The organism is Hugenholtzia roseola DSM 9546, assembly GCF_000422585.1.
Taxonomy (GTDB): Bacteria; Bacteroidota; Bacteroidia; order Cytophagales; family Bernardetiaceae; genus Hugenholtzia; species Hugenholtzia roseola.
On sequence record NZ_KE383892.1, the window covers coordinates 12,162 to 29,705 of the forward strand.

Sequence of the window (17,544 nt, forward strand, 5' to 3'; positions counted from 1 at the left end):
TTAGGACAAGGCAATGCCTTGTCCCTACAAAAAACTACGCCAATTCTTTATCTACTACCTCGATAAAGTAGCGGATAAATTCATCTATGGACATCGTACCCAAATCGCCTTCGCCTTTTTTGCGAATTGCGATTTTGCCTTCTTCGGCTTCTTTTTCGCCTACAATAAGCATGTAAGGCGTTTTGGCAACTTCGGCATCACGGATTTTTCTACCAATTTTTTCGCCTCGCTCATCAATAGAGCCACGTAGGTCTTGGGCTTTCAGACGGCGCAAAACTTGCTGTGCGTAATCGTGAAAACGCTCGGAAATAGGCAAAATCGTGAACTGTTCGGGCGCAAGCCAAATGGGGAAATTGCCCGCTGTGTTTTCTATCAGAATCGCCACAAAACGCTCCATCGAACCAAAAGGCGCACGATGAATCATAACAGGGCGGTGGGGCTTGTTGTCTGAACCCATGTATTCGAGTTCGAAGCGTTCGGGTAGGTTGTAATCTACCTGAATCGTACCCAACTGCCACTTTCTACCCAAAGCGTCGCGCACCATAAAGTCTAATTTGGGACCATAGAAGGCTGCCTCGCCATACTCTATGCGCGTTTTGAGTCCTTTTTCTTCGGCGGCTTCTTTGATTTGCCTTTCGGCTAAATCCCAAAGCTCGTCTTTGCCTACATATTTGGTCTTATTTTCGGGGTCGCGCAAAGAAACCTGCGCTTCATAGTCTTGAAAACCAAATACTTTAAAGACATACAAGACCAAATCGATGACATTTTTAAATTCTTCTTTCACCTGTTCGGGGGTGCAGAAAAGGTGCGCATCATCTTGGGTAAAGCCCCTAACGCGCGTCAAGCCATGCAGTTCGCCCGACTGTTCGTAACGATAGACTGTGCCAAATTCTGCCAAACGCAACGGCAAATCACGATAAGAGCGGGGGCGCGACTTGTAAATCTCGCAATGATGTGGGCAGTTCATTGGTTTGAGGAAAAACTCCTCGCCTTCGGCAGGGGTTTTGATGGGCTGAAAGGAATCTGCACCGTATTTTTCGTAATGCCCCGAAGTGATGTAGAGGTTTTTATGCCCAATATGAGGCGTAACAACAGGGTCGTAGCCACGCTTGATTTGCTCTTTTCTCAAAAATTGTTCTAACCTTTCGCGCAAAAGCGTACCCTTTGGCAACCAAAGTGGCAAGCCTAAACCTACGCGCTCGGAAAAAGTAAAGAGTTCCAACTCTTTGCCCAACTTTCTGTGGTCGCGTTTTTTGGCTTCTTCCAATTTTTCCAAATACTCTTTCAATTCCTTTTCTTTTGGAAAGGAAATGCCATAGATGCGCGTTAGCTGTTGGCGTTTTTCGTCGCCACGCCAGTATGCGCCTGCTACATTGGTGAGCTTGACGGCTTTAATCGCACCCGTATTGGGAATGTGCGGACCGCGGCAGAGGTCGGTAAAATTGCCTTGTGTGTAAAAGGTGATGCTTCCTTCTTCGAGTCCTTCTAAAAGTTCGAGCTTGTAGGGGTCATTTTTTTGGGTAAAATAAGCAACCGCCTCCGTTTTGGAAATTTCTTTGCGAATGTAATCGCTTTTTTGTTTGGCTAATTCTGCCATCTTTGCCTCTATTTTGGGCAAGTCGTCGGAAGAAAAAGGTGCGCCGCCAAAATCCACATCATAGTAAAAGCCATTTTCTATGGGCGGACCGATGGCAAATTTTACGTTTTGGTAGAGCGCTTCGAGAGCTTCTGCTAAAAGGTGCGCCGAAGAGTGCCAGAAAGCCATTTTGCCGCCTTCGTCGTTCCAGGTCAGGAGTTTCAAAGTGGCTTGTGCAGGCAGTGGGCGCGTCAGGTCGACGATTTGACCATTGACCTCAGCGGCTAATACATTTCTTGCCAAGCCTTCGCTGATGCTTTTAGCAACATCGAGGGCGTTAGTTCCCTGCGGATACGGGCGCAAAGAACCGTCAGGTAGCGAAACCTTGATTTCTTGTGTCGTTTGCATAAACTTTTCACCCATGGATACAAAGCATGGGTACTTTTTTAGATGACCTTTTTAGATAATAAAACCAAAAACAAAGGTAAGGATTTTTTTGGAAGCAGGGCAGGCAAGACAAAGGATTTTCTACCAATGTAGGGACAACGCATCACGTTGTCCCAGCTATGCAGGAATGAACCAACCCTGTTTTTCAATTTTGCCCTGCGGACAAGGCTATGGACAAGGCAGTGCCTTTTCCCTACATGCGAGCCTAATTTTTAGAATCTAACAGCAATGCCCTTTGAGCGAAAGGCAGGGCGGGGGTTCAGCCCTTTGGTGCAAAATGGTAAAAGTTTTTCCAAAATCAGGGCGCACAGACGGAAAACTTTTGGGTATTCGTACATTTTTTTTTACTTTTGCAAGCCTATTTAGCGAAAAAAAATGCACAAAAGGCGGCAATTCTAACTACTCAAAATCATGAGCCAAACGCAAAACACGACCAACCAAATCAAGGCAGTAAGCGAAGTAGAAGCCTTGAAAAAACATTTCCCACACTATTTTGATAAAGACGGAAAGTTCGATTTTGAGAAATTTAGAGCCAACCTCGAACAAAAAGAGGTCAATTTTTCGGCAGAAAGCTACCGCTTAGAGTGGCTCGGAAAAAGCTATGCCAGGCTTTTGGCAAGCGACGCAGCCACGACCCTATTGAAGCCCAACAGCCTACACAATAGCCAACAACAAAACGCACAAAACCTGCTTCTGAAAGGCGACAACCTCGAAGTGCTAAAACATTTGGCGCAAGCCTATTACCAAAAGGTAAAGATGATTTACATAGACCCGCCCTACAACACAGGGAGCGACGGCTTTGTCTATCAAGACGACAGAAAATTTACCGCAAAAGAGCTACAAAACCTAACCGGAATCAGCGAAGAACGCGCCAAACGCATTTTAGATTTTACGCAAAGCAAAAGCAATAGCCATTCCGCTTGGCTTACCTTTATGTACCCACGCCTTTACCTTGCCAAACAGCTGCTCAAAGACGATGGCGTAATTTTCGTTTCAATAGACGACAACGAAGTGGCACAACTAAGGCTGCTAATGGACGAAATTTTTGGGGAAGAGAATTTTGTGGCGGAATTTGTGTGGAAATCTTCTACTGCTGGTGGCATAAGAAGTAAATATGTTAATAATTGTCATGAGTATTGTTTATGTTATACAAAAAATATAAATTTTTTAGAAATATTTTATGCACCACTATCAGAAAAAGCAGTTAAACAATATAACAAAATTGACGATAAGGGAATTTATCGCGAAAAAGACTTTTCTTGGAAAAATGACTCAAAAGGAGAAAATCAAAAATATTTAATAAAGTGTCCAGATGGAGAATTAGTCAAGCCTCAAGAGGGATATTTGTTTAGGTTTATCAAAGAAACTTTTGAAGAAAACTTAAAATTAAATAATGTTATTTTTAAAAAAACATCAACAAGTCCTTTAATTAAAGAAAATGGGGAGCAGGCGAATTGGAACATATACATTAAAAAATATTTAGGAGATGCGAAAGGTGCGCCTTCTTCTGTAATTCCAGAAAATATAGGCTTGTCAAGTTTGGGGACAAATCGAATACAAGAAATTTTTAAAGAAAGAATTTTTCAAAATTCAAAATCTACGGAATATATAAAGTATTTAACTTCGATAGGCTCAAACCCTACCGACGTTATCCTCGATTTCTTTGCGGGCAGCGGCACTACAGGTGATGCGGTGATGCAGCTCAATGCGGAAGATGGGGGCAGCAGACAATTTATTTTGGTTCAGCTTCCCGAAGCGATAGACAAAAAGAAAAACAAGACGGCGTTTGATTTTGTAAAAAATGAGCTAAAAGCCGAACCGACGATATTTGAAATTACACGGGAACGCCTATTGCGTGCGGCAAAAAAAATCAATGCAGGTTTGGATAAAAAAATAGAGCAGCTTGGCAGCGAGCTTCCTACGGACGAAACGAAAGCCGAAATTGCGAAATTAGAAGCGCAAAAAGCGCGAAACGGCTTTAAAATCTTCGAGACGCTTCCGCTTTGGGAAGATTACGACTTTGAAGCGTCAGGTTTTGATGCTTCTCAAACGCTCTTTGATGCAGGCAAGCTCACCGAAGACGACCTTCAAGCCCTGCTCACCACTTGGAAGACCTACGACGGCATGGCACTTACAGAAGATTTAGAAAGCGTTTATTTGCTTGATTATCAAGGCTTTTATGGCAGCGATAAGTTGTATTTGATGCACAAAGACTTTACTACCGAACATTTGAAGGCACTCTTAGAAAAAATAGATGCGGATAAAAACTTTAATCCTGCGTCTGTTATCTGTTTTGGCTATCATTTTGAAAGTGCCAGATTGCGCGAACTTGCTGAAAATGTAAAGTCTTATTCAAACAAAAAAAGCATAGAGATTGACTTTATTACAAGGTATTGAAAGTAGCAAAACCCACGAAAGAAAAGACTTTGAAGCGGGTTTTGTTTTACCTTACTTCCAAACACAAACAAAAGATGAAAGGATTTAATTTTGAGAAAGATTTGGCGCACCAAAAGCAAGCGGTAGAAAATACGTTGGCAGTATTCAACACTTTGCAGCTCAAAGCCGCTACGGGCGCACACAAAAACCACATCAATCCCGCTTTTGTGTGGAAAAATATGATAGCCTACAAAGAAAACATCAAAAAACTACAAGCAGAGCAGCAAATAAGCGAAAGTTTTACGAATAGCCACATTTTGGATATTATGATGGAAACGGGTACGGGCAAGACCTATACCTATACCAAAACGATTTTCGAACTCAACAAAAAATACGGCATCTTTAAGTTTATTATCGTTGTGCCTACGCTTTCTATCAAGGCGGGTACTATCAATTTTTTGAAGTCGGATAGCTGTCGCGAACATTTCAAGTCGCAATACGACAAGACGCTGCACCTGCACATTGTAGAAAGCCAAAAAAGCAATAAAAGCAAAAAATCGCACTTTCCACCTGCGATAGCAAATTTTGTAAAAGCGGATAGTTTTGAAAAAAACCAAATTCAGGTGCTACTCATCAATGCGGGCATGCTCAATTCGGAAACGCTGCAAAAAAGTTTTGATATAAGTTTGTTTGATACCTATACCGTTCCTTTTGATGCCCTTGCCGCTACGCAATCTTTTATGATAATTGACGAACCTCACAAGTTTGGACAAAACAACAAAACTTGGGAAAATATCGAAAAGATAAAGCCTCAATTTATCCTGCGCTATGGTGCTACTTTTCCCGAAAAGGCGATTAAGCAAAAAAATCTATTTACAAACAAAAACGAAGTTGCCTATACAAAAGATTATCACAACCTTATCTATCAACTTTCCGCCGTCGATGCTTTTAATCAAAACTTAGTCAAGGGCATTATCGGACATTTGACAGAACATGAAGGTGGGAAAAATGCCGTAGTGCGCTTCCTCGATTCAGACGGCACAGAGGCAAGTTTTGAGTTGGTAGAAAACAACAAACGCAAGACGGTTAGGCTTTCCAAAAAAGAAAGTCTGGAAAAAATCCATAGTCAGATGGTAGGTTTGTATTTGGAAAACCTCAATAAAAGCACCGCCATTCTAAGCAATGGCTTAGAAATGAAGAAGGGCGACAAAATCAATCCTTATTCATACGCCACTACCCTACAAGAAATGATGTTGGCAAAGGCAATAAAAAATCACTTTGAGATAGAAAAAAAGTTGCTCACGCGCCAAGTGAAAATCAAGCCCCTAACGCTTTTTTTTATCGATAACATTGAAGCCTATCGCGGCAAAGCAGGCAGTAAAACAGACGAGGGCTATCTAAGGCAATTTGTTGAAAGCTGCATCAAGGCAGAAGTAGAAGCCTTGCTCGAAGTAGAAGAAAATGCGTTTTACAAAGCCTACCTCGCAAAAACGCTCACCGACCTTTCAGGCACACATGGGGGGTATTTTTCGAAAGACAATAGCGAAAAAGACGAAGCCACAGAAAAGGAAATAAACGAAATTTTGCACGACAAACAAGCCTTGCTCGATTTGGAAAATCCGCGCCGTTTTATCTTTTCGAAATGGACTTTGCGGGAAGGTTGGGATAATCCCAATGTCTTTCAAATTTGCAAACTGCGAAGCAGCGGAAGTGAAATTTCGAAATTGCAGGAAGTGGGGCGCGGTTTGCGCCTACCCGTCAATGAATACGGCAATCGAGTGAAAGAGGAGCAATTTCATTTGCACTATTTTGTAGATTTTACCGAAAGTGATTTTATAGATAAATTAGTAGGTGAAATCAATAGCAAATCGGGTGCCATTTCTATGGTAGAAACGCAAACAAATGTTACGCCGCTTATTCCGAAGATTTTGGAAAGGTATTCCGACCAATTTTCGGACACTAATGCTTTACTGAAGTATTTAGATAAACACAATGTCGTCAATCGCAGTAATGATTTTGAAGAAGGCGGGTTTGATTTTATCAAAGAAAACTTCCCCGCTATTTTCGAGGGTGTAAATCCGACTAAGGTTCGCAAAGCCACCGACCCGAAGCCGAAAATTAGCGTCCGCACCTCAAAATATGGCGAATTGAAAGCACTTTGGGAAAAGCTCAACGAAAAAGTGGTGTTGGAATATAAATTTGAAAATGAAGCGCATTTTCAATCCTTTCTCACCGACTTTTTAAAAACGCAAGCCGACAACCTGATGTCAGATGACATAGAGGAACGCGTGGCACAAATTGAAATCAAGGACAACAAGGCAGTGGCGCAAGAGTCGGAATCCATTTACAATCGGCAAACGGTAAGTCTTTCGCTACTCAAATACAGTAGCTTTTTGAAAGAACTTTCCAAACTGCTCAATATCAACCTCAAAACGCTACACCAATCTTTGGTCGCTTCTCAAATAGAGCTAAATTCTTATCTGAACCCAAGCACTTTGCGAACCCTCAAACAAAATTTTGATACCTATTTGATGACCCAAGCCTTTGATAAGTATTCCATTGCTTACAAGAAGGTTTCGAACCAAATTCACCCTACCAAATTTACTAATGCCAAGGGCGAGGTCTTGACCGAAATTTCGTCCGCAGACGTGGGGGTAAATCTCTCTACCGAAGCGGTGGCAAAGGCTTATTTCTTTGACGAACTGTATTACGATTCTGAATTAGAAAAGCAAAACATCAAGACTGAAATCGCCGAAGTGGTCGTCTTTACAAAAATTCCGAAAAACTCGATTAAAATTCCTGTGGCAGGGGGCAAGAGTTATTCGCCTGATTTTGCTTATGTGGTAAAATTCAAAGACGGAAGCGAAAAGCTCAATCTTATCATCGAAACCAAAAATGTAGGCAGCCAAGACGAGCTTCGGCAGGAAGAGAAGCTAAAAATCAAACATGCCGAAAAATTTTTTGAAGGCAGAGTAAAAATAGAATTTAGAACCCAATTGCGCCATGATAAGATGGCACATTTTATCAAAAGCATTGTAACAGGTCTTTAAAGCGTCTTTAAAGCACCTTTAAACACTAAAAAACCTTGCGGCGCAGGCTACAAGGTTTTTTCTTTTGTTCATTTTTTAGGTCGCTTTTTAGCTTACTTTCTGATAGGCTAATCCCTTTGCAGTGCCATGATTGCGTCGGGTTTGTTGCGTTCTAATAGCTTTCTATCTATCAAAAGTTGGTGCATCTGCTGTGCCTTTTCTTTGCTCCAATAGTTGCCATAAAAGACGCGGAAAAGGAAATCGGGACCGTAGTGGTCTACTTTGATAAAGACCTCTTGAAAGCCTTTTGCCTTCAATTCTTCGCAATAGTCTATTGCGCCATCTTCGTCGGGGAAATCTTCGAGCTGAATGACCCAACGGCGTTTATCTACTCGATAGCCTTCGGGTGTGTAGAGGAAATCGTTTTTAGGGTCGAAGGGCGTATAGGCGGGGTAGAAATTTTTGGGGTCTAAGACCTTTCCCGAAGGGTCTTTCAGGGGCATAAACCAGTCGGTTTGCAAGACTTCAAAACTGCTAAGTTCCTCGTCTTTTGGCTTTACATAAATGTAGTAGGGATTGCCCGATTTCTGCTCTTGAATAAGTTTGCGCATCTTGCCTTTGTCGGGCGTATAGGCAGTAACCAAGATATTTGCGCCTTTGTCATCTACGGCAGATTCGAGGTAGCTATTGGGTGCTTTTGGCATAGCCGTAACGATGTCCATCTTGCCATCAAAATTAAAATCGCCAAAAGAAGCCGAGCCTTCGAAGATAGTAGAAAAAGAGTAGGGGACGATTTTTTTAGGGTCTGTAATGTCGTACAAATTATAGCATTTGAAGCGGCAGCCCTTGTATAGACAATCTTCCTGCAAAGTGAAAAGGCAGAGGTATTTGCGCCCCAAATACTCAAATTCATAAATATCTAAAAAAGAGTTCAAATTCATAGGCACGCCCAATTCAGTGCTACAATAAAAGCGGAAACTTTGCCCATTGATAACAATACCCGTCGGGGCAGGATTGAGATGCACATGCCATTGAGGACCATTGAGGGTATAGATGCTAAAATCTACCGAGCCGCCTGCGTATTTGGTGTAAGAAGTATCGCGCGATTCAAGGGGGGAGTCGGGCGAAGGGTGTGCCGTAATCTTGACAGGCTCTTGGGTGAGCTGTTTGAGCGAATACTGCTGTGCCGTCAGGGTAGGAAGGTCGGAAAGCCAGACTTGCGGCAGGCTAAAAAAAGAACCGCAAAAAGCAATCACAAAAAATAGCGGACGGTTTAGAAAAAGAAAAGCGCGTTGGTTGCGTGTTTGTATAGTCGTCATATTAAAAACAGTTGTGGTGTAGGGAAAGAAAAGGCAAATGTTTTGCCAAAAGTTAGAACTCTTTTTGCATATTGACAATACGCCCGTTAATACCCATTTTTTGAAGTTTTAGTTTCAATTCGTCGGTTTTTTCCTTGTTCCAATAATTGCCAAGCAGGACGTAAAACTTGAGGTCGCGCCCATACTGGTCGATATAGACATAGACATCTTCATGCCCTTCTTCTAAAAGTTCTTCGGCGTAGTCTAATGCCCCATCTAATTCCATAAAATCAGCAATGAGAACTACCCAGACGCGCTTTTCTACCCTAAAACCTTTGGCATCATAGAGAAAGTCGTTTTTGGGGTCGAAAGAAATATAAGGCGCAAAATAAGGGGTTCTCTCCGCCACTTTGCCCGTTTGGTCTTTAAGTGGAATAAACCAATCGCACTTGACAATTTGGAAGCTGCTAAGTTCTTCGTCTTGCCCCTTTACCTGCAAATAATAGGCATTTCCTTCGTTTTTGAGTTCTTTGGCTTTTCCTTCATCTAAGGAATAAGTCGTCACCAAATGATACAGACTGCGTTCCTCTTCCGCTACCTCTTTCAATTCTTCGGCAGGCACAGGAGCGGCTCTTACAAAATCTATGATGCCGTCGTTATTGAAATCGGCAAAAGTATCCGTTTGGCTATACACGCTGGAAAAGGAATAGGCTTTTACTTTGTCTTTTTCCGTAACATCAAAGACATTGAAACAGCGATAGCGGCAGCCTTTATGCAGACAGTCCTCACGATAATTTAATAGACAGATGTATTTTCTGCTCAAATATTCAAATTCGTATATTTCCAAAAAGTTGCTCGTATTGGTAGCTCTCGCCATTTCAAGGTCGCAAAAAAAGGAAAACACTTGCCCATTTAGGATAATGCCCGTCGGGTTGGGATTGAGAATGTGGTGGTACTGCTCGCCATTGACAAAATAAATTGCCATTTCTGCCAAATTGGTATTGTAAAGCGTCAGTGTGCTATCGCCCTTTTCTGTAAAGCCCGTCGGCATAGGATGATTGACAATCTGAATAGGCTCTTGCGCCAACATTTCAAAAGTATAAGAAGCTCCCACTTGCGCCTGCAAAGCTACCCAAAAGGAAGCCAAAAAGACCGTCAGCAGCCACCGCCCTGTGGTTTTAGAAACAAAAATAGAGTTCATATCAGTTCTTGGAATAGGTAAAGAAAAGTTAAGGGATAGAAAAGGAATTGCTACTCTTTCAGATGATTTAGCTCATACAAGACTGCATCTTGATAGACTCCTATTTTTGCTTTTTGGAGGTTTTTTTGTGCTAAATCGAGCTTTTTTTGCCGTTTGTACGCCAAAGCTAAAGAGAAATAATATTGTGCCATTTTTTCAGGGTCTAACTCTTTTTCGTGCTTTTCCAAAAAATGCACCAATACTTCCCAAGTTTTGATAGCCTCTGCATCTTTGTAGGTTTTGTATAGCGCAATTCCCTTTAAAAAAAGTGCTTCGGGCTGGTGCTTATCGAGCATCAAGCAAGAGTCTGCCATTAAAATCGCTTGGTTGTATAGCTCTTGATGCACATAAAGACGCGCCAAATCTTTATAGAAAGAAATATCGTGTTGGGTATGTTCTTGATAAATCATCTTTTCACGAGTCAGATTGATGACACGCGATTTATCGGCTTTTCGGGCTGCAATTTGATTGAGATAGACCTGCGCCGCTGAATATTCGGGGTCTATGGCTAAGGCAGAGCGCAAGTATTGTTCGCTTTTCTGAAACTCATGGGCAAAAAAGTAGGCGTATCCTAAGTTGTAGTAGTATCTTGGGGCTAAAATTTTAGCCTCTGCTAACCATTCCTCACGCTTGATGCGATTTAGAAAAAGGCTCATTTTGTCTATATCACCTACCTGAAAAGCGGCTTTTAGATGCCAATATGCCACTTCTTCGGTTAGGGCATTTTGCGTCGTAATTGTATTTAGGATATTCTCTGCCTTATTTTGTGCCTTTTCGTATTGATGGGCGGCAAAGTAGGCTTTTATTTCGATAAGTTGGAAAAGCGGTGGCAGCGTTCCTGACAGGCTCTCAAACTTTTGAAGCAGCAACAAAGAAGAAGCATCTAAACGCTCGGTTTCGTTCTGTTCTACAAGGTTTTTGCCCAAAATTTTAATCCGCTCCTCGTCGGAAGGCAGCCTTTGTAAGACCTCTTGTAGGGTCTTTTCTACCAAAGGCATTTTGTTTTCTGCCTGATATGCCTGCATAAGTTTGAAGTAAGCACTCCAATAGTCAGGCTCTACTTGCAGGGTTTTCTGGTAGAATTGTGCCGCCTGATGGGGTTTTGCTAACTGTTCATAACAAAATCCCATAGCAAAAAAAATATCCGCCTGATTCGCTTCGCTGGTAGCGGCTTTTTCCAAAACCGAAAGGGCTTCAGGCAAAGCTCCTTTTTTAGCCAATGCCAAGCCCTGTTGATACAAACTTTGAGAAAATAGCGAAAAAGGGCATATCATTATCCATAAAAACCATAAGCCTTTTCTCAAAGTGCGCGAATTAAAAAGGTAAATTAGCCTCATTTGGATTTATCCATTCAAAAGAAGACGCAAAACGCCCCTAAACTATAAAATGCGTACCTGAAAACTGCAAAAAGCCGCTTCCCAACGCACATTTTTAGAAAAAACACTTTTCTGATTCATCTGCAAATAAATGCAAAAAAAATCATAAAAGAAAGAAAAGGCTCTACCCAGCGCAATTTATTTGCTTAAATTCGTAGGCAGGGCGTTGGGCTATGATGTTAAATTCTAAAAGTCAGATGCACAAATACGGACAAGGCAATATCTTATCCGTAGTGAGATTGAAATAAAAAAGGACTTTCAGACCTAAAAGCGGATTTAAGCCCAAATTTTATTTCGTGCAAAATTTGACAAAACAAGGCTTTCCGTTCTCCGCGCTCCTGCCTTGCTTGTTTTTTCTCTTTCCCTTGTTTTTTTCTTTCATTTCTTTCATTTCTTTCATTTCTTTCTTTCTCAATTTGAGCCTTCGGATATGACAACTCCAAAAGAACACCAAATAGAAGTGCGCTATCTGCAATCTTTGCGTACCCAAGCCACTCACCTTGCCTCGAAAAACCAAATCCTAACAGACGCACCGCTCGATAACCAAGGAAAAGGCGAAGCCTTCTCACCTACCGATTTAGTAGCCTCCGCCTTAGCAAGCTGTGGCATGACGATTATGGGTATTGTAGCCCAACGCGAAAGCCTCGATTTGGGTCAGATGCAAATGCAAGTTACAAAAATTATGGCAGATAATCCGCGTAGGATAGCCGCTATCAAGGTGCATTATTTCACCCCAGAGCCACTCGATATCAGCGAAAAGATGCGCAAGATGCTGCAAAATGCAGCCCTAAACTGCCCCGTAGCCAAAAGTTTGCACCCCGACATTGAACAACTTATCAGTTTTGACTTCTGACCCCAAAAGTGTGCTTCTGTTTTTGGATTTTCCTCGCCTTAGTCTGAAACGCAAAAAACGTCAGGTGCAATATAAGCCCCTGACGTTTTCTATTTTTGAAGAAAAAGATACAGAAAAGTTTTGTTATCTAATAATGACCACTTTTCCAGTTTTTTGTATTATTTCAGGTTTTTCATCATTTGGCGTGCTATAAGAAATCACCCAAACGTAGATACCTGTTGGCACATCTTGTCCCTGATGGGTTGCGTCCCACCACTGTTCCAAGCCGATGTCTTCAATGTTTTTCGCTCTGATGCGATAGACAGGCTGTCCCCAGCGGTCAAATACTGCCATATGGAAATCTTTGGCATGACGACCGAATACTTCGAATCTATCGTTCAAACCGTCTCCATTTGGCGTGAAGCCATCAGGTACATAGAGGCGTGGTTCGCAAATTTCATTGACTTGGATGCTATCTTGATACTCGCAAGAAAGGGCAGTGCCATAAAGCGTAACGATACGCAAGTAGTATTTTCCTGCCTCACTTACGCGCAAGACCGTATCAGTGCTAATGATGTCGCCCTCTTCGTTTGTCCAGACGTGGAGATATTCGGCGGCAGGGTCAGTATTTTGTACGGTATAATGAATTTCGCGCGTCTGACCTGCTTGGAATCCGCCTGCGGCATCAGTTTCAAAACAGAGCGTTGTGTCATTTTCTAATAACACTTCTATCTGACCTTTGAAATCTACCAAAACACTGCGCTCAAAGAAGCAGCTATCTACCTGCACCCTAACCGTATAGAGTCCCGATTGGGTTACGCTGATAAACGGCGTGTTTTGTGCCGTCGGCAGCCACAAATAAGTTGCGCCTAAGCTATCAGGCAGTGCCTGACCCAGCGTAAGGGTATCGCCTGCACAGGCTATCAGGGTATCAGGCAGGTCGAAATTAGGCGAAACATAGACAAAGACCGAATCTACATTTTGGCAGCCATTGGCATCTGTGCCGATAACGTAGTAGGTAGTCGGCTGCTTAGGCGAAACGCGAATCGCGCCTGTGGCAAAGGGGTCATGTGTCCAAGCATAGCTCACGCCGCCCGAAGGAGTCAGGGTAATCGAGTCATCTACACAGATATTGATGCTATCGAGGGTATGTGCCTGAATCTGCGGCAAAGGATTGACGTAAAGTATCGCTACTGCTTCGGTGCTATCACAGCTATTGCCGTAGGTTGCTTTTACGGTATAGGTATGATAGGCATCTGCCTGCAAAGGACTTACTGTAATGCTTTGCGTCGTATCGCCTGTACTCCAAAGGAAGGACGAACCGCCACCTGCCGTTAGGGTAATAGAATCACCCAAACAAAGCAGTGAATCATAAGGCTCGATAAAGGCTTCCGATTTTCTTTCAAATTGTACCTGAATGGTATCGCGCACTTCGCAAAGATTAGGCGAAAGTTCATCAAAGACCGTAACCTCGATGCGTGTAGGCAAATAGGTATTGGGTACATTCTGACCAAAAACAATCGTAACGAAAGAAGAATCAGAAAGCAGGGTATTGTTGTCAATATCGCGCCATACGTATTGTAGGCTATTCGATACGTTTTGCGGATTGAAGGCACTCAAAGAGATGCTATCATCTTGACAGACTACTACTTTTTCACCGTAACGCGCCGCCAAATCCACTACTGGCATCGGATTGACCTTGATGCGAACCGTATCAGTAGAGCCTTCGCAAATGGTAGGATATTCGCCGCCTAAGACAATCTCGAAAATACCTACACTATCAGGCGTAACGGCAATCGTTTGCGTGTCTTCTCCTGTACTCCAAGCATAGCTTGTACCGCCTTGTGCAGTCAAATTCACCGTCTCGCCGATACAAATTTCAAAAGGCGCGTCGGTTTCATAAGGCTGACCATTGACCAAAATCTCTACTTCCGACTTTCTATCAAATTTGACATAGAAGGTGTCGGCTATCGTACAGCCACTTGGGTAAGTAATCGTGAGGCGATAACGCAGTGTATCATAGCTTTCAGTAGCCAAATCGCCAAACGTAATGGCAACGGTTCTATCATCAGAAAGGGCTACACTTTGGTCTAAGTTTTCCCAAACATAGCTTGTTTCGGCTTCATGTGAAGGGTCGAAACCATCTAAATTGAGCGTATCCGATTCGCAAACGATATAGAGTTCCTCCAAATCTACAGGAATGATAGGGTCGTCGTTGATGATGACATCAATAGATTTGGTAGTGGCACAATTTGTAGATTGTGTCGTGTCTATTACCGTTACGGTGTAAGTGCCAGACGAGCCTACTATCAAATCCAAGCCATCAGTAGGGCTTAAAATCTGACCTGTACCCGACCATTGTATCAACATGCCATTTAGGTTTGTAGCCTGAATGTAGAGATTGACACTTTGGTTGCAAACAGGCGTTTCATAACCTTTGATTTCAAAGTCTGGTTCGTCATTGATTTCTACAAACGCCGTATCGGTGCTGATACAACCCGTAACATTATCCGTAACACGGACGGCATAATAGCCCTCTTCATTGGCTTGCAGGTTGGCATCATTGCTAATGAGCGCGTCAGGGGTTGTTCCTGTCAGGAAGTACCATTCGTAGGTTACGTCTGCGTGTGAAATATCTTCGGCAATCAGAATGGCAGGAAGCGTATTTCTACAAACTGCCGTATCTGCCACAGTAAGCGAAGGTGCAGGATTGCGCGAAACGTAAATCGTGCTATCCGACTCACAACCTGTCGTGAGGTTTATCATACGAACTGTATAATAACCCGAATCGGCTACGTGAATCACGCGGCGGATAGAGTCGCCTACAATGCCCGCTCCACTCCAAATATAGCCGAAATTGGTATCATCACTCAATTCAAAACCGATAGAATCCACTGGGGCGCAAACTATCTGGAAAGGATTGATGGTAATTTCAGGTAGCGGATTGAGGTTGAGCAAGATAGGGTCGGAAAGTGCCGAACACTGCGCTCCTGTGGTATAAGCCACTTCTACCGTATATGAGCCTGCAATACTTGCGTCATAGGTGCTTTCGTTTGCCAAAGGAATTGGCGTGCCATTTAAGAACCACTGATACGTTACAGGATTAACGGTATGGTCGGGGTGCAATCCATTCAAAGTAATGGTATCGCCTGCGCAAATGGTGTATTGTCCGCTTGCGTCGGGATTGGCAATGACAGAGGCAGGAGTTGGGAAGACGTTAATTTCAATTTCATTAGACTCTTCCACACAACCGTTATCTACGATTACTTTATAGATACCTGCTTCCGAACCATCTACTGCCGTAACTAAATAGCTATCGCTGGTTGCGCCCGGAATAAGTACGCCATTGTGATACCATTCATAAGAAACGTTCAATGCGCCAAAAGAAGGCGAAATGCGAAGATTTACAGATTCGTCTTTACACAAATCGGTAGAACCATCTGCATCTAAGATACGCGGAGGCGTATTGACCACTACCGTAACCGTACATTGTGCCGATACATTGCCCGCATCATCTATGGCTTCATAGACTTCAAAAGATTCGCCCAAGGGGAATGTACCACCTGTACCCAAGCCACTGACCAAGACCAAAGTCGTATTGCCGCAGTTATCATTTGCCGTTGGAAGCGGATAATTGACAACCGCACCACAAACGCCAATACCGGGCGTGTTATTCACAGGCGCAGGGTTTGAGCAAACAATCGTCGGTGGCGTAACATCTACCACAACCACATCAAAAGAGTAGGTAGCGGTATTGCCTGCCGCGTCCGTTACTACGTGTGTAACCGTCGTTGTTCCGACAGGGAAAGCCGAGCCACTTGCCAAACCTGCTGTGCGTTGGATAGTAGCACCTGCACAGTTATCGCTAAAAGTAAGGTTATAGGTATAATTTGCGCTACACGCCGTTGTGCTTGCGTTCAAATTCACCACAGGATTTGGCGTAGCGACAAAAACAGGATTTTCAGTATCATTTACCGTAATGGTAAAGCTACAATCTGCAAAATTGCCTGCCGCATCAGTAGCGCGATAGGTAACCGTCGTTACTCCGACAGGGAAAGTAGAGCCTACCGCAGTATTTGCCGCGCTTTGTAGCGTAATGGTAGGAACGCCGCAATTATCCGTAGCAGTTGGCAGGTTGTAATTCACCACTGCACCGCAAAGACCTGCGCCGTTATCCACTACAATATTAGCAGGACAAGTAATGACTGGAGCTTCGGTATCATTAACCGTAACAGTAAAGCTACAATCGTCGCTATTGCCCGAAGCATCTACCACTTCGTAAGTAACCGTTGTTGTTCCGACAGGGAAAGCAGAGCCGCTCGCCAAGCCTGCCGTTAGGGTTGGTACAATCGCACCACAATTATCCGTTACGGTAGGAAGGGCATAGGTAACGACTGCCTCACACGCACCTGCGTCGTTATTGACCACAATATTAGCAGGGCAAGTGATAACTGGGGCTTCGGTATCCTGAATCGTAATTTGTGCATCACAAGTAGAAACCAAACCATTGTCATCTTCAACGGTAAGCGTTACGGTCTGAACACCTGCATCTGCACAAGTAAAATCAGTTTTTGAAAGCGTCAGGCTCGCAATACCGCAATTATCAGAACTACCTGCATCTACTTGTGCTACTGTAAGCGTAGCCTGACCTGCCGCATTGAGCGTAAGGGTTACAGGTTGGCAAAGAGCCGTCGGTTGGGTAACATCTTCTACCGTAATGATAGCGGTGCAGGAAGCAGAGTTTCCACTGGCATCAGTTACGGTAAGGGTTACGGTATTTGCGCCTATACTCGTACAGTCAAAATCGGTAATATCCAACGCCAAAGAAGCGATACCACAAGCATCATTCGAACCATTGTCAATATCAGCAGGCGTGATTGTCGCATTGCCGCTCGCATCTAATTGTACCGTAATATCTTGGCAAAGAGCCGTCGGTTGGGTAGCATCTTCTACCGTAATGACAGCGGTGCAAGGAGCAGAGTTTCCGCTGGCATCAGTTACGGTAAGGGTTACGGTATTTGCGCCTATACTCGTACAGTCAAAATCGGTAATATCCAACGCCAAGACCAAATCCGCAGGAAGCGTACAATTATCGAAGCTGCCATTATTGACCTGTGCAGGTGTGATACTTGCCGTACCCGTAACAGGGTCTAATTGTACCGTCAAAGGCTGACAAATTGCCGTCGGCGCAAGGTTGTCAAAAACATTAACCGTTGCGGTGCAAGTGTTCGGATTATTGTTGTTATCCGTTACGGTAAGCGTTACAGTATTTACACCTAAATCGGCACAAGTGAAATCTTCTTTATCTAATGCCAAAGAAGCAATACCACAAGCATCATTCGAACCATTGTCGATTTGGGCGGGCGTAAT

General features: G+C 43.3%; 8 protein-coding genes. 3 read left to right on the top strand and 5 right to left on the bottom strand.

Features of this window, described 5'->3' with window-relative positions:
- Positions 1 to 34: 34 nt before the first annotated feature.
- The gene (gene thrS, locus G500_RS0121650) at positions 35 to 1,984 is read right to left on the bottom strand and encodes a threonine--tRNA ligase (RefSeq protein WP_035758418.1); all 1,950 of its coding nucleotides are present in this window, start codon (positions 1,982 to 1,984) and stop codon (positions 35 to 37) included.
- Between the two features lie 450 nt (positions 1,985 to 2,434).
- On the opposite strand from thrS, the gene G500_RS0121660 reads away from it, so the two are divergent.
- Positions 2,435 to 4,420: a site-specific DNA-methyltransferase gene (locus G500_RS0121660; RefSeq protein WP_035758413.1), complete on the top strand. Its 1,986-nt coding sequence runs from the start codon at positions 2,435 to 2,437 to the stop codon at positions 4,418 to 4,420.
- A gap of 74 nt (positions 4,421 to 4,494) precedes the next feature.
- The gene (locus G500_RS0121665; RefSeq protein ID WP_027004061.1) at positions 4,495 to 7,449 is read left to right on the top strand and encodes a type III restriction-modification system endonuclease; all 2,955 of its coding nucleotides are present in this window, start codon (positions 4,495 to 4,497) and stop codon (positions 7,447 to 7,449) included.
- A gap of 107 nt (positions 7,450 to 7,556) precedes the next feature.
- On the opposite strand, the gene G500_RS0121670 is transcribed toward G500_RS0121665, so the two are convergent.
- From G500_RS0121670 to G500_RS0121680, 3 genes are read right to left on the bottom strand one after another with little or no spacing between them, the layout of a single operon-like run.
- Complete coding sequence (locus G500_RS0121670; RefSeq protein ID WP_154657277.1) at positions 7,557 to 8,747, bottom strand: SPOR domain-containing protein; 1,191 nt, start codon at positions 8,745 to 8,747, stop codon at positions 7,557 to 7,559.
- Between the two features lie 52 nt (positions 8,748 to 8,799).
- Positions 8,800 to 9,927, bottom strand: coding sequence for a hypothetical protein (locus G500_RS0121675; RefSeq protein ID WP_027004063.1), 1,128 nt, complete (start codon positions 9,925 to 9,927; stop codon positions 8,800 to 8,802).
- 50 nt (positions 9,928 to 9,977) lie between these two features.
- Positions 9,978 to 11,303 carry a tetratricopeptide repeat protein gene (locus G500_RS0121680; RefSeq protein ID WP_027004064.1) on the bottom strand — a complete coding sequence of 442 codons (1,326 nt, stop codon included), beginning with the start codon at positions 11,301 to 11,303 and terminating at the stop codon, positions 9,978 to 9,980.
- A 469-nt stretch (positions 11,304 to 11,772) separates the two neighbouring features.
- Between G500_RS0121680 and G500_RS0121685 the strand changes: the two genes are divergently transcribed.
- Positions 11,773 to 12,195: an OsmC family protein gene (locus G500_RS0121685; protein ID WP_027004065.1), complete on the top strand. Its 423-nt coding sequence runs from the start codon at positions 11,773 to 11,775 to the stop codon at positions 12,193 to 12,195.
- Positions 12,196 to 12,318: 123 nt separating this feature from the next.
- Here G500_RS0121685 and G500_RS0121690 read toward each other — a convergent pair.
- Positions 12,319 to 17,544: T9SS C-terminal target domain-containing protein (locus tag G500_RS0121690; protein WP_027004066.1), on the bottom strand; the 5,226-nt coding region annotated here is incomplete at its 5' end.

What these genes read in the sequence shown, in the direction of transcription:
- thrS (WP_035758418.1), bottom strand. Translation starts at nt 1,984, where the DNA reads ATGCAAACGACACAAGAAATCAAGGTTTCGCTACCTGACGGTTCTTTG.
- G500_RS0121660 (WP_035758413.1), top strand. Translation starts at nt 2,435, where the DNA reads ATGAGCCAAACGCAAAACACGACCAACCAAATCAAGGCAGTAAGCGAA.
- G500_RS0121665 (WP_027004061.1), top strand. Translation starts at nt 4,495, where the DNA reads ATGAAAGGATTTAATTTTGAGAAAGATTTGGCGCACCAAAAGCAAGCG.
- G500_RS0121670 (WP_154657277.1), bottom strand. Translation starts at nt 8,747, where the DNA reads ATGACGACTATACAAACACGCAACCAACGCGCTTTTCTTTTTCTAAAC.
- G500_RS0121675 (WP_027004063.1), bottom strand. Translation starts at nt 9,927, where the DNA reads ATGAACTCTATTTTTGTTTCTAAAACCACAGGGCGGTGGCTGCTGACG.
- G500_RS0121680 (WP_027004064.1), bottom strand. Translation starts at nt 11,303, where the DNA reads ATGAGGCTAATTTACCTTTTTAATTCGCGCACTTTGAGAAAAGGCTTA.
- G500_RS0121685 (WP_027004065.1), top strand. Translation starts at nt 11,773, where the DNA reads ATGACAACTCCAAAAGAACACCAAATAGAAGTGCGCTATCTGCAATCT.